Below are 12,911 nucleotides of genomic sequence, written 5' to 3' on the forward strand. Positions count from 1 at the left end.
AATAGAATAGGTCAATAGTATCATGACATCACGTCAGCCAGAAACGCTCTTACCTCCTGGTTTTAATTATTATCCTAAGGTAATGAGTTTATCTAAAAGTATTGCGCTTTATGAGTACCTACGTGCGCGATTAGATTGGCAGCAACCGCGCATACAGGTGTATGGAAAGTCTCACCCAATACCACGTAAACAATGTTTTATTGCTGATACCGATGTTGCTTATAGCTATTCAAATAAAAAGCTAGATAACAATCCTTGGCCCGCACCTTTATTGGCGATGCGTAAGCGGTTGCAAAAAAGTTATGGGCATTCATTCAATGCATTACTGGTGAATTGGTATCGAGACGGTCAAGATAAAATGGGCTGGCATAGTGATGATGAAATGGAGCTTGGGCCTGCACCTTGTATTGTTTCCATTTCTCTTGGCGCTGTTCGTAAATTTAAGATAAAACATAAAGTCACTGCCGAGCAGCAAGATATATTACTTGAAAGTGGTAGTTGCTTGGTCATGAATGGTAATAGTCAGCGATATTATCAGCATGCTTTACCTGTACAAACAAAGGTGACGGGTGGGCGAATTAATTTAACCTTTAGAACGGTTGGTCAAGTGCGCACAAAAGCGTATAGTGACGACCATAAGTAAACTTAAAATAAGGGGTTAGCATGTCGATGCAAGCGCAAATTCATGAAAAATTAGCTGCAGCAATTCGCTGTAAACACCTCAATGTGGTAAATGAAAGCCATATGCATTCTCGCGGCGAAGACTCTCACTTTAAAGTTGTGGTCGTCAGCGAGGAGTTCACAGGTAAGCGTTTATTACAGCGCCACCGCAATGTGAATGAAGTCTTAAAAGATGAGTTGGCGAATCACATTCATGCTTTGTCAATTCACGCCTACACGCCTGAAGAATATAGCGAAAAGGCAGGGCAAATCCCTGATTCGCCTAATTGCTTGGGTGGTTCTAAGTTAGATAACTAGCTGATCAGACCTGTATTTGTCTGATCAACCATTAAACTATGACAGTTTTTGAAAAATTATAGGATTGATTATGGTCGTTAAACCAAAAATTCGTGGTTTTATTTGCACCAATGCACACCCTGCTGGTTGTGCCGCGCACGTACAAGAGCAAATAGCCTACGTAAAAGCACAAGGCCCAATTGCTAAGGGCCCTAAAAATGTATTAGTTATCGGTGCTTCAACGGGCTATGGCTTGGCTTCTCGCATTACTGCTGCGTTTGGTTCTGGGGCGAAAACGCTAGGTATCTTTTTTGAAAAAGAAGGCACAGAGCGTAAAACTGCGTCAGCGGGTTGGTATAATACAGCGGCTTTTCAGCAAGCTGCTGATGACGCTGGTTTATGGTCAAAGAATATTAATGGTGATGCGTTCTCTGATGCAATAAAAGCAAAGACGGTTGAGGCTATTAAGTCTGAAATGGGCAAAGTGGATTTAGTGATCTATAGCTTGGCTTCTCCGCGTCGTACAGACCCCAAAACGGGTGAAGTTTTTTCTTCGACGCTAAAGCCAATCGGCAATGATGTGACAACCAAAAACTTAAATACGTCAAAACGCGAAATTGATGAAATGACGGTAGAAGCGGCTAATGAAGATGAAATAGCCAATACTGTCAAAGTGATGGGTGGTGAAGATTGGGAGCTTTGGATTGATGCACTTAAACAAGCTGATGTGCTTGCTGATGACTTCAAAACAACCGCTTATACATATATTGGTAAAGAGCTTACTTGGCCCATTTACGGCCATGCAACAATAGGTAAAGCGAAAGAAGACTTAGACCGCGCAACCGTGGCAATTAAAGAGTCTACAGCTGCTTTAAATGGCCAAGCGTATGTTTCTTCTCTTAATGCTGTAGTGACTCAGGCGAGTTCGGCGATTCCAATCATGCCTTTATACATCTCAGCATTGTTTAAAGTGATGAAAGCTGATGGCACTTATGAGGGGACAATTGAACAAATTAATGGTTTGTTCCGTGAAAACCTTTATGGTGAAACTCCGCGTTTTGATGACGGTGGTCACCTGTTTCAAAATTACAAAGAACTCGAAGATGATGTTCAAGCACGTGTGCAGCAAGTTTGGGATAGCGTTAAAACTGAAACCATTGATGAGCTAACTGATTACGTAGGTTATCACAACGAATTCTTACGCTTGTTTGGATTTGGCATCGATGAGATAGATTATGATCTAGAGGTTAACCCTAACCTCGCTATCAATAATTTATTATAAAGGTGATATGAGCACTTAGAGTGCTCATTTTGCTAGACTAAAGGTGGTCGATTTTTTACAATAAAAACCTAGCTGGTCACCTTATCTCCCTCTTTTAAAAAGTATTTTTCTGCCGTATCATAAACACGCCCTAACTACATCAATTTTATCTAGCTGTTCAGTTTTTTGTTGCTAACACGGTATGCTTGATGATAAATCACCTTAGGTTTGAATAAAATGCAATTTGTTTAAGGTAATGAGGTTTTGAAACAAGTTCACAATGACGAAATAGGCTCAACCATGCGACTAATTATGAGAGGGCATTGACCCAGCATATGTCTATAATCTTCCTGACGAAGGTCAGGATCTATTAAACGATCTGCATTAAGGTTGGGATAAAGGTTTTGACGTAGTAAATAACCTTATCCAAAGCTTAAGTTAAATAGGAATACCTAAGCTTTATTGTTACGGAGTATTATCAGATGGAAATGGCTGACCCATTAAGCTTGTTTATTTCTCACCTTAAACCTAAATGTGAGGTGTTTTCTCATGTAAAACTAAAAGCACCATGGGGTATAGAAGAACAACAACAATCGAGCTGCTGTTTTAGCTTTATAAAAAAAGGCCAGTGCGTGGTTGAATTATCTAGTGGGGAAGCAGTTCAGTTGAGCGCAGGTCAGTTACTTTTATTGCCCTATGGTAGTGCACATAAAATAATGAGTGAGTCAGCCGTGGCGTGCCAAAGTATTGAGCAGTTGTTTTTAGGAAAACCCCGAGCTGATATCGAAAATATGGTGATTGGTGGTCAAGGTGAATCTTGCTCTGTGATGTGTGGTAGTTTTACATTTTTACCTTTGCAATATAGGCCCTGCACGCAACTCGGTGGAGCATTGCCTGAAATTCTGGTTATTGAAGTGCCCGCAAGTAGTAAGTTAGAAGTGATAGTATCTTGTCTTTACGAAGAGAATAAGTGCTCTACACCTGGTGGACATTTGGCAAGAACTCGGTGGTTAGAGTTGTTATTAATAGAAGTACTACGAGGCCTAGATGCTAAGGTATTTGATTTAGGATGGTTAACAGCATTACAAGATAGGTTTTTAGCATCGGTGATGCTTGCTATACAAAGCAATTTAAACAAAGATTGGAGTGTTGAAGAGCTTGCAAAAGTAGCGGCACTTTCTAAATCGTCGTTGACTAATCGCTTCAAGCGAACAACTGGCCTGCCACCGTTAATTTTCTTACGTCAGTGGCGGTGTTTAGTTGCAGCAAATTTACTTATTTCATCTAATGATCCGCTAAAGCTCATCGCTGCTTCATGCGGCTTTCAATCAGATGATGTATTAATCCGTAATTTCCGCCAGTTCCATCATATGACTCCTATTCAATATCGGAAAATCCATAAAAAATAGCTTATCGCAATTAAAATCGACGTTTTATATTCATTTATCTACATAAACTTTGACCTTTAGTAACGGCTATAGCAACAGCTATCATAGCCCGTTATGTTGTTGTAACAATAATGAAAAGCAACGAGGTTACTTATGATAGATACGAAATCAGTTATTATAACAGGTGGAACCGGCAACATAGGCAGTGCGGTTGTTGAAGAGCTGTTATGTCATGGTTATTGTGTAAAAGTGCTTTGCAGAAGTGCCGATAGCGCCAACAAGTCTAAAAGCATGGGAGCTGAACCAATTTTGGGCTCGTTAATTAAAGTATCTACTTGGTTAGAGGAATTAGCCCAATGTGATGCGCTGATACACACAGCTTGCACTTTTGATGAACACATGGGAGACGTGGATTATAAATTTATGCAAGTGATTGCAAAACATGCAGCGAACCGTTCAACACCACTTATTTTGCTTTATACCTCAGGGTGCTGGACTTACGGTAGCCATGAACAAGTTATAACAGAGCTAACCCCTAAAAATTCATTGTTAGATTACCAATGGATGCTGGAAAGTATCGACTTCCTTTCAAAGTGCAAAAATATAGATTTGCGAGTTGTTAGTCCAGCAAATGTAGTATGTGAAAAAAACGCATTATTTACCTCCAATTCTATCATGGGAAATTGAACGCTGCGGACACCCAACTTTACCAAGAGGTGCGGTTCAGACATGGCCTTTGGTAGAAAGAAAAAACTTAGCGCAACTATATAGGCTTGTGCTTGAGAAGGGTCAAAGTGGTGATGAATACATAGGCTCTGCAGAGCATAAGGCGCCCATTAATAAATTATTGGCGCAGCGAAGCGCAAAAAAAATTGAAGAGTATGCGTTGGCGAAGTGGATTAAACACTATGGAACATGGACAGAAGGCTATAGTTTGCAACAAGTATTTAGTAGTAATAAAGCCGTGAGGCAGTTAGGGTGGCAGCCTAAAAAATTTATTACGGTTTAATTCACTCATAAAGTGGTAAATAACCTCAACTTTGGATAAGAGAGTTTGCCTAATAAAACTATTGCTGCATAAAAGCGAGTTGGTGTTAAACGAAATAACTTTATTGGATGATAAGCAACGTGAGTTATTTAGTTCAACACTCTTATCCAAAATAGTTAAGTGAATTGTTTATACATTTAATTTAGGCGTAGATTTCCTATTGAATGAGAACATGAAAAATAACAGAGAGACGTGTGATTTAAGCTTTAGATAGAGCATGTTAAAGTCGCTCACAGTATTAGGGAGTAATAAAACATAGGGTCGAGCAGTTTCTAATAAGAACACTGGCGTTATTTGAATAATCAAAATTGTGCGTTGAAAGTGCAACAATGCTGAACTGGACGGACTTTCTATTGCTCTACTTTAGTCTATACTGCTGTCAATGCTCGATATAAAGCCAATGAAAGGCATATAAATTTTGTATTTCCACTCGCATAGTCTGGGTGATTAATGTTAAAATTACAGAAATATGTGAGAACACAACTACGATGCTTGTTCGATATTCGTTCAAGTGGCTCTTTGATACTGAATAAATATAAGGCAACCAGCGTCGTGGTAACTAAAGATTTTTCAATTTCTTTCCGTTAATGTAATGCAAGTGCCTATGATCAACATAAAAAAAGGTCTGGATTTACCTATAGAGGGCGCGCCTCAGCAAGTGATTCATGATGGTTCTGCCGTCAAACGAGTTGCTGTGCTTGGCGAAGAGTTTATTGGTATGCGTCCAACCATGCATGTTCGTGTGGATGACCAAGTCAAAAAAGGCCAAGTTCTTTTTGAAGATAAAAAGAACCCTGGCGTCAAGTTTACTGCACCAGCTGCTGGTGTAGTTAAAGAAATTAACCGTGGTGCTAAGCGTGTACTGCAATCCGTTGTGATTGAAGTGCAAGGCAATGAGCAAATCACTTTTGACAAGTTCTCTGCTGCTGATTTAAGCAGTGTAGAGCGCGATAAAGTGATAAAAGTGCTTGTTGATTCAGGTCAATGGCCTGCGCTAAGAGCACGTCCTTTTAGCAAAGTAGCTGCAATCGATGCCACACCTAGTTCTATTTTTGTGACTGCAATCGATACTAACCCGTTAGCTGCGGATCCTGCTGTGATTATTGCTGAAAATGTGGAAGCATTTGAAGCTGGTCTTGCGGTAGTATCTCGTTTAACTGATGGTAAAGTGTTTGTTTGTAAGCATGCAAGTAGCAAGGTGCCAAGTTCATCACTTTCACAAGTTGAGGTGCATGAATTTGACGGCCTTCACCCTGCAGGCTTAGTGGGTACTCACATTCATCACCTGGACCCTGTATCTGCTAATAAGCAGGTATGGCATTTAGGTTATCAAGATGTGATTGCTTTCGGTCAGCTATTTTTAACTGGTGAAATTAACGCTGAGCGAGTTGTTGCTTTGGCAGGTCCTCGTGTTAAAAACCCTCGCTTAGTTAAAACTCAATTAGGTGCCTCGCTAACTGATTTAGTGGCAGGTGAGCTTGAAGACGGTGATAACCGAGTCATTTCTGGCTCTGTGTTAGCTGGTAAAACAGCAACCGGCCCTCACGCTTTCCTAGGTCGTCACCATGTTCAAGTGTCAGTATTACTTGAAGGTCGTGAAAAAGAGCTATTCGGCTGGATAGCACCAGGTAGTGACAAATTTTCAGTAACACGTACGTTTATTTCACATTTAGCGCCAAGTCGTTTATTTAAAATGACAACGTCGACGGGTGGGTCTAATCGTGCCATGGTGCCAATTGGTAACTATGAACGTGTTATGCCACTCGATATCTTACCAACGCCATTATTACGAGATTTAATATCAGGTGATTTGGATAGTGCAATCACATTGGGCGCATTAGAGCTAGATGAAGAAGATTTAGCGCTATGTACTTTCGTATGCCCTGGCAAGTATGAGTACGGTTCAATCCTTCGCGATTGCCTTACTACTATCGAGAAGGAGGGTTAAAATGGCCTTAAAGAAATTTTTAGAAGACATTGAACCTCACTTTGAAGCAGGTGGTAAACATGAAAAGTGGTATGCATTGTATGAAGCAGTTGCAACCGTTTTTTACACACCAGGTTATGTAAATAAAGGTGCAACGCACGTACGTGATAATATCGACTTAAAACGTATTATGATTTTAGTGTGGATGGCAACATTCCCTGCAATGTTTTTTGGTATGTTCAACATTGGTCACCAAGCTGCAATGGCACTTGGTAACGGTTTTGAAATTGCCAATACATGGCAAGTTGCGATTTTCCAAGCGCTGGGTGGTGAATTAACTGCCGAAGCAGGTTGGGGCGCTAAAATGTTCTATGGTGCGTGCTTTTACTTACCTATTTATGGAACTGTTTTTTTAGTAGGTGGTTTCTGGGAAGTTTTATTTGCGTCTATCCGTAAACATGAAGTAAACGAAGGTTTCTTTGTAACTTCAGTGCTGTTTTCGCTTATTCTTCCTTCGACTATTCCACTATGGCAAGCTGCACTAGGTATTACTTTTGGTGTTGTTGTTGCAAAAGAAGTATTTGGTGGCACTGGTCGTAACTTCTTAAATCCTGCACTTGCTGGTCGTGCATTTTTGTTCTTTGCCTACCCAGCTGACATTTCAGGTGACACGGTATGGACAGCAGTAGATTCGTTCTCTGGTGCAACATATTTAGGGCAAGTAGCTCAAGGCGCGTTAGATTTTAACAACATGGTTCTTTGGTGGGATGCTTTTTACGGTTTCATTCAGGGCTCTATGGGTGAAACGTCAACGCTAGCACTGATGTTAGGTGGTTTCTTCTTAATGTATGTGCGTATTGCATCTTGGCGTATCGTACTGGGTGTATTCCTTGGTATGGTTGCGATGGCAAGCTTATTTAATGCATTAGGTTCTGATACTAACGCTGCTTTTGCAATGCCTTGGTACTGGCACTTAGTGTTGGGTGGATTTGCATTTGGTATGTTCTTTATGGCGACTGACCCGGTATCGGCATCTTTCACTAATAAAGGTAAATTTGCATACGGTGCGCTAATTGGCATTATGGTGGTATTAATCCGTGTGGTTAACCCAGCATATCCTGAAGGCATGATGTTAGCAATTCTATTCGCCAACCTATTTGCTCCACTATTTGACCACTTTGTTGTGCAGTCTAATGTTAAGAGGAGATTAGCACGTGTCTAGTAACAATGAATCTATAGGCAAAACGCTAGGCGTTGTTGTTGGCCTATGTTTGGTATGTGCGATAGTTGTATCTTTTGCGTCTGTACAGCTTCGCCCACTTCAGCAAGCTAACAAAATTAAAGATGTTCAACGTAATATTCTCGCTGCTGCAGGTTTCAAAGATGTAGAAAACGTTGAAGAAACGTTTAAAGCTAATATTGAACCTCGTGTTATCGATATGGATACTGGTGAATATGTTGATATTGACCATAGCACTTTTGATTTTGAAAGTACTAAGTTCGATGCTAAGCGTAGTTTTGCATTAGCAAAAGAGGATGACTTAGCAGGTGTTCAACGCATGACTAACAACTCGCCAGTTTATCTTGCAAAAGGTGACAATGGTGAGGTTTCAACGGTTATTTTGCCAATCCAAGGCTATGGTCTTTGGGGTATCATGTTCGGTTTCCTTGCAATTGATGACGATGGTCAAACAATTAAAGCGATTCAGTTCTACAAACACAATGAAACAGCTGGCTTAGGTGGTGAAATCCAAAACCCTAAGTGGACTGCTACGTGGGAAGGTAAACAGCTTCCAATTGATATCGTTAAGGGTACAGCTGGCAGCAATGAACATAAAATTGATGGCTTGTCTGGCGCTACGTTGACTTCAAACGGTGTAGATAACACCATTGACTTTTGGACTAGTAATAAAGGTTTTGGTCCATTCCTTGCGAAAGTACGTAAAGGAGCATTGAACTAATGGCTAATACTAAAGAAATGAAAGAAGTCTTGTTTGGCCCTGTCTTTGCAAACAACCCAATTGCCCTTCAGGTGCTTGGTATTTGCTCTGCTTTGGCGGTAACATCAAGCCTTAAAAACGCCTTGATCATGTCAATTGCTTTGACATTGGTAACTGGCTTCTCAAGCTTATTCATCTCAATGATCCGTAATCACATTCCTTCGAGTGTGCGTATCATAGTGCAGATGACTATTATCGCGTCACTGGTAATTGTTGTTGACCAAGTCTTACAGGCAGTTGTTTATACAACGGCTAAAGAGTTATCAACCTTTATCGGTTTGATCATTACCAACTGTATTGTAATGGGCCGTGCAGAAGCCTATGCAATGAAATCACCACCAGCTATGTCATTCTTAGATGGTATTGGTAATGGCTTAGGCTACTCAGTGGTACTTCTAACGGTTGGTTTTGTGCGTGAACTGTTTGGTTCTGGTACATTATTTGGTGTTGAAATCTTACCACTTGTTTCTGATGGTGGCTGGTACCGTCCAATGGGTCTACTAATTATGCCATTTAGCTCGTTCTTCTTAGTGGGTATCTTTATTTGGATACTTCGCACATATAAGAAAGACCAAGTAGAAGCGAAGGCGTAAGGGGAGAAAGATGGAACAATATATTAGCTTATTCGTTAAAGCGGTTTTTGTTGAAAACTTAGCTTTATCTTTCTTCTTAGGTATGTGTACTTTTTTAGCAGTATCTAAGAAAGTAACTACGTCACTAGGCCTAGGTATTGCTGTAATTTTTGTATTGGGTGTGGCTGTTCCAGTTAACAACCTAGTATATTATGCCGTGTTGGCACCGGGAGCGCTGGAGTGGTTAGGTTTTGTTGAAGCTGATTTAAGCTTCTTACGCTTTTTAACTTTCATTGGTGTTATTGCAGCACTTGTACAAATCCTAGAAATGGCTTTGGACAAGTTTTTCCCTGCACTTTACAACGCTCTGGGCATCTTCTTACCACTTATTACTGTTAACTGTGCAATATTCGGTGCGGTTTCATTCATGGTTGAGCGTAATCTTAACTTTGGTGAGTCAGTGGTATTTGGTATTGGTTCTGGAGTGGGTTGGGCGCTGGCAATCGTATTGCTTGCTGGTATCCGTGAGAAAATGAAATATGCAGACGTGCCAGATGGTCTACGTGGTTTAGGTATTACCTTTATCACCGTAGGTTTAATGGGCTTTGGCTTTATGTCATTCTCTGGTATTTCACTGTAAAGGTAGCGAGGAAAAATCATGCTTGAGGTATATTTAGGCGTAGGGATGTTCATTGCTATCGTTGTTGTCTTAGTTTTAGTGATTATTGCCGCTAAATCTAAGCTAGTAGCAAGCGGTGACATTACAATTGGAATTAATGGTGATACTGACAAAGGCATCACTACATCTGCAGGTAGTAAGTTACTTGGTGCTTTGTCAGATGCTGGTATCTTTGTATCGTCAGCCTGTGGTGGCGGTGGCTCATGTGGCCAGTGTCGCGTACACATCAAAGAAGGTGGCGGTGATATTCTGCCAACCGAACTTGACCACATATCTAAAGGTGAGGCACGTGAAGGCTGTCGCTTAGCATGTCAGGTTAATGTTAAAAACGATATGGAAATTGAACTTGAAGAATCAATTTTCGGGGTTAAGAAGTGGGACTGTGAAGTTATCTCTAATGATAACAAAGCAACTTTCATCAAGGAGCTAAAACTAGCTATTCCTGATGGTGAGTCTGTGCCATTTCGTGCCGGTGGTTATATTCAGATTGAAGCGCCAGCACACCACGTTAAATATGCAGACTTCGATGTTCCTGATGAGTATCGTCCAGATTGGGAGCGCTTTGGCTTCTTTAATCTTGAGTCTAAAGTGGATGAAGAAACCATTCGTGCATACTCAATGGCAAACTATCCAGAAGAGTTTGGCATTATCATGCTTAATGTACGTATTGCGACTCCGCCACCAAATAACTTGTCACTACCATGTGGTAAAATGTCTTCGTACATTTGGTCATTGAAAGAAGGTGATAAAGTAACTATTTCAGGTCCATTTGGTGAGTTCTTTGCTAAAGACACGGATGCAGAAATGGTATTTGTTGGTGGTGGTGCAGGTATGGCTCCGATGCGTTCGCATATTTTTGACCAGCTTAAACGTCTTAACTCTTCACGTAAGATGTCTTTTTGGTATGGTGCGCGCTCTAAACGTGAGATGTTCTACGTTGAAGACTTTGATGGCCTAGCGGCAGAGAACGAAAACTTCGTATGGCACACTGCATTGTCAGACCCACAACCAGAAGATAACTGGGAAGGTTATACAGGCTTCATCCATAATGTACTTTATGAGAACTACTTAAAAGATCATGAAGCACCAGAAGATTGCGAGTTCTACATGTGTGGTCCTCCAATGATGAACGCGGCTGTAATTAATTTGCTCAAAGACCTAGGTGTAGAAGACGAAAACATCTTACTAGATGACTTCGGTGGCTAATTAGGCTTTCGTGCATGCTCAAAACAGAATTTTGAGATAAAATATAAACCCCAAAGCATGCTTTGGGGTTTTTTTATTACCTATGACTGAGTTGATATAGTATTAGGGTAATCGTTTGTATGGGTTACATAGCCATATTTTAAGAATTTAAGGAAGGGAAGATGGTACGTATTTTTTTACCCATAATCATTTTGGCCACTATTGTATTAACTGGTTGTGATAATCATCATGAGAATACCCCTCAGGCGTTAGTACTCACGGGAAAAACGATGGGGACAACCTACAATATTAAAGCTTACCCCCCTGAGCTTGAATTAACGAAAGAGCAGCTACAAAAGCAAATTGATGACACATTAATAGTAGTGAATCAGTCAATGTCTCCATGGGTAAAAGGTTCTGAAATTAACCAGTTTAATGCCTTGTCAAACAATGAAATAATGGTTATTAGTGACGACTTTAGAACGGTGATTGCTGAATCAATTCGGCTAGGAAAATCAACCGAAACGCTTGATGTGACTATGGGACCGCTTATCGATTTATGGGGATTTGGTCCTGATAAACGCCCAACTCAGCGGCCAACTCAAATTCAACTTGATGATATGCGCAGCCGCATTGGGGTTGATAAGCTGGTACTTAATGAGCAAGGTTTAGCGAAAACAATAGCAGGCTTAGAAGTTTCTTTTTCAGCGACGGCAAAAGGCTATGGTATAGACAAGGTTGCATTATTGCTAGAGCAGCTAGGCATTGATAATTATATGGTAGAAATCGGCGGAGAGCTTCGAGTTTCGGGGGTTAAACCAAATAATAAGCCATGGGTTATTGCAATTGAGCAACCCGATGCGCCTATGGGGCAGCGTCAAGTACATAAAGCATTAAAGCCAGGCAGCAATGGTATTGCTACATCAGGGGATTACCGTATTTTTTATGAAATGGACGGGGAAACTTTTACCCATTTAATTGACCCTGCTACGGGTATGCCCGTCAAGCATGACTTAGTATCCGTGACGGTATTGCACCCTTCAGCCATGACGGCAGATGGTCTTGCTACGGCGCTGACAGTAATGGGAACAGAGCGTGCTAAAGTTTATGCTGAAAAGCATAACCTGGCGGTATATCTAATTAGTAAATCATCTGATGGCTTAGTCACCTATGCAAGTAAGTCATTTAAACCTTATTTGTGAGTCGTGGATAAGCGGGTTATAATAGCAAAGTAACAGACCGTCACTGGCCCAGCAACGCTGGGCCAACTTTTATATTATTAGGGGCCAGTTCAATGTCGCTGTTTTTACTTACTTTTGGGTTACTTATTCTAATTGTTACTGCGATGGCGGTAGGTGTTATTGTACAGAAAAAATCAATGGCTAGTAGTTGTGGTGGTTTAGGTGCTGCAGGTGTGGAAAAGGCGTGTGACTGTGATGACCCTTGTGATAGACGCAAAAAGCGTTTAGCCAAAGAGCAAGCGTGGAAAGAGAACCAGATTTTATAAGTCTGCTTTAATTAATATAGAATGCGAGCTACGGCTCGCATTTTTGATTGTTCTCTGCAGGTTTACATACAGCAAGCTTGGTACTTTGTTCGTTATGGCCAGCCTCGGGTAACGTCGTTAATGTAAGAGTGATATGCCTTTTAGCAATGCAAATTGGTGGTAACTTGAGCAATCGATTGCAGCTGACTCTATGATTTGCTCTTCATTGAAGTGTTGCAGCGACTAACTCATTCGTTTTATTAAAACATTGATCACTTTAGCGAGCTAAATGGTTTATTAACTGCGTTAAAAATGGCTCATGTAGAATAACCACATATCAAAATTCCTGTCTGGTCACCAAGCCCTTTATCCGTCGCAATATCTGGGCATTTATTAAATGTAATTGGT

The 12,911-nt window shown here is 40.8% G+C and carries 14 protein-coding genes; all 14 read left to right on the forward strand.

Annotated features, from left to right (window positions below):
• Positions 1-22: 22 nt before the first annotated feature.
• Complete coding sequence (locus tag SANK73390_RS14970) at positions 23-643, forward strand: alpha-ketoglutarate-dependent dioxygenase AlkB family protein (RefSeq protein ID WP_462766880.1); 621 nt, start codon at positions 23-25, stop codon at positions 641-643.
• Positions 644-663: 20 nt separating this feature from the next.
• Positions 664-978: a BolA family protein gene (locus tag SANK73390_RS14975; RefSeq protein ID WP_462766882.1), complete on the forward strand. Its 315-nt coding sequence runs from the start codon at positions 664-666 to the stop codon at positions 976-978.
• Between the two features lie 70 nt (positions 979-1,048).
• Positions 1,049-2,239, forward strand: a complete 1,191-nt coding sequence (fabV, locus tag SANK73390_RS14980) for an enoyl-ACP reductase FabV (RefSeq protein WP_462766883.1) — start codon at positions 1,049-1,051, stop codon at positions 2,237-2,239.
• A 467-nt stretch (positions 2,240-2,706) separates the two neighbouring features.
• Positions 2,707-3,627 (forward strand): cupin domain-containing protein, encoded by a 921-nt coding sequence (locus SANK73390_RS14985; protein ID WP_462766884.1) that lies wholly within the window; start codon positions 2,707-2,709, stop codon positions 3,625-3,627.
• 132 nt (positions 3,628-3,759) lie between these two features.
• Positions 3,760-4,293, forward strand: coding sequence for an NAD(P)H-binding protein (locus tag SANK73390_RS14990; protein WP_462766885.1), 534 nt, complete (start codon positions 3,760-3,762; stop codon positions 4,291-4,293).
• Positions 4,247-4,615, forward strand: a complete 369-nt coding sequence (locus SANK73390_RS14995) for a hypothetical protein (protein ID WP_462766886.1) — start codon at positions 4,247-4,249, stop codon at positions 4,613-4,615. The genes SANK73390_RS14990 and SANK73390_RS14995 overlap by 47 nt, the downstream gene beginning before the upstream one ends.
• A 643-nt stretch (positions 4,616-5,258) precedes the next feature.
• A complete protein-coding gene (locus tag SANK73390_RS15000) occupies positions 5,259-6,602 on the forward strand; it encodes a Na(+)-translocating NADH-quinone reductase subunit A (protein WP_261591699.1) in 1,344 nt (447 codons plus the stop codon).
• A 1-nt stretch (position 6,603) separates the two neighbouring features.
• Positions 6,604-7,803 (forward strand): NADH:ubiquinone reductase (Na(+)-transporting) subunit B, encoded by a 1,200-nt coding sequence (locus SANK73390_RS15005; RefSeq protein ID WP_462766887.1) that lies wholly within the window; start codon positions 6,604-6,606, stop codon positions 7,801-7,803.
• Positions 7,796-8,542, forward strand: coding sequence for a Na(+)-translocating NADH-quinone reductase subunit C (locus SANK73390_RS15010; protein ID WP_462766888.1), 747 nt, complete (start codon positions 7,796-7,798; stop codon positions 8,540-8,542). The genes SANK73390_RS15005 and SANK73390_RS15010 overlap by 8 nt, the downstream gene beginning before the upstream one ends.
• Positions 8,542-9,174: an NADH:ubiquinone reductase (Na(+)-transporting) subunit D gene (locus SANK73390_RS15015; RefSeq protein ID WP_462766890.1), complete on the forward strand. Its 633-nt coding sequence runs from the start codon at positions 8,542-8,544 to the stop codon at positions 9,172-9,174. Before SANK73390_RS15010 ends, SANK73390_RS15015 begins: the two co-directional genes overlap by 1 nt.
• A 10-nt stretch (positions 9,175-9,184) precedes the next feature.
• Positions 9,185-9,793, forward strand: coding sequence for an NADH:ubiquinone reductase (Na(+)-transporting) subunit E (nqrE, locus tag SANK73390_RS15020; protein ID WP_261591703.1), 609 nt, complete (start codon positions 9,185-9,187; stop codon positions 9,791-9,793).
• Between the two features lie 18 nt (positions 9,794-9,811).
• Positions 9,812-11,038, forward strand: a complete 1,227-nt coding sequence (gene nqrF, locus SANK73390_RS15025) for an NADH:ubiquinone reductase (Na(+)-transporting) subunit F (RefSeq protein ID WP_261591704.1) — start codon at positions 9,812-9,814, stop codon at positions 11,036-11,038.
• Positions 11,039-11,199: 161 nt separating this feature from the next.
• Entirely contained in the window at positions 11,200-12,219 is a 1,020-nt protein-coding gene (locus SANK73390_RS15030) for an FAD:protein FMN transferase (protein WP_462766891.1), read from the forward strand.
• A 92-nt stretch (positions 12,220-12,311) separates the two neighbouring features.
• Positions 12,312-12,524, forward strand: coding sequence for a (Na+)-NQR maturation NqrM (nqrM, locus tag SANK73390_RS15035; RefSeq protein WP_261591706.1), 213 nt, complete (start codon positions 12,312-12,314; stop codon positions 12,522-12,524).
• The last annotated feature ends 387 nt before the right edge of the window (positions 12,525-12,911 follow it).

This window comes from Pseudoalteromonas sp. SANK 73390 (genome assembly GCF_054966645.1).

Excerpts from the sequence above, each read along its gene's own strand:
- SANK73390_RS14990 (WP_462766885.1), top strand. The coding sequence starts at position 3,760 with ATGATAGATACGAAATCAGTTATTATAACAGGTGGAACCGGCAACATA.
- SANK73390_RS15000 (WP_261591699.1), top strand. The coding sequence starts at position 5,259 with ATGATCAACATAAAAAAAGGTCTGGATTTACCTATAGAGGGCGCGCCT.
- nqrE (WP_261591703.1), top strand. The coding sequence starts at position 9,185 with ATGGAACAATATATTAGCTTATTCGTTAAAGCGGTTTTTGTTGAAAAC.
- nqrM (WP_261591706.1), top strand. The coding sequence starts at position 12,312 with ATGTCGCTGTTTTTACTTACTTTTGGGTTACTTATTCTAATTGTTACT.
- SANK73390_RS15015 (WP_462766890.1), top strand. The coding sequence starts at position 8,542 with ATGGCTAATACTAAAGAAATGAAAGAAGTCTTGTTTGGCCCTGTCTTT.
- fabV (WP_462766883.1), top strand. The coding sequence starts at position 1,049 with ATGGTCGTTAAACCAAAAATTCGTGGTTTTATTTGCACCAATGCACAC.
- SANK73390_RS15030 (WP_462766891.1), top strand. The coding sequence starts at position 11,200 with ATGGTACGTATTTTTTTACCCATAATCATTTTGGCCACTATTGTATTA.
- SANK73390_RS14985 (WP_462766884.1), top strand. The coding sequence starts at position 2,707 with ATGGCTGACCCATTAAGCTTGTTTATTTCTCACCTTAAACCTAAATGT.
- nqrF (WP_261591704.1), top strand. The coding sequence starts at position 9,812 with ATGCTTGAGGTATATTTAGGCGTAGGGATGTTCATTGCTATCGTTGTT.
- SANK73390_RS14970 (WP_462766880.1), top strand. The coding sequence starts at position 23 with ATGACATCACGTCAGCCAGAAACGCTCTTACCTCCTGGTTTTAATTAT.
- SANK73390_RS14975 (WP_462766882.1), top strand. The coding sequence starts at position 664 with ATGTCGATGCAAGCGCAAATTCATGAAAAATTAGCTGCAGCAATTCGC.
- SANK73390_RS15005 (WP_462766887.1), top strand. The coding sequence starts at position 6,604 with ATGGCCTTAAAGAAATTTTTAGAAGACATTGAACCTCACTTTGAAGCA.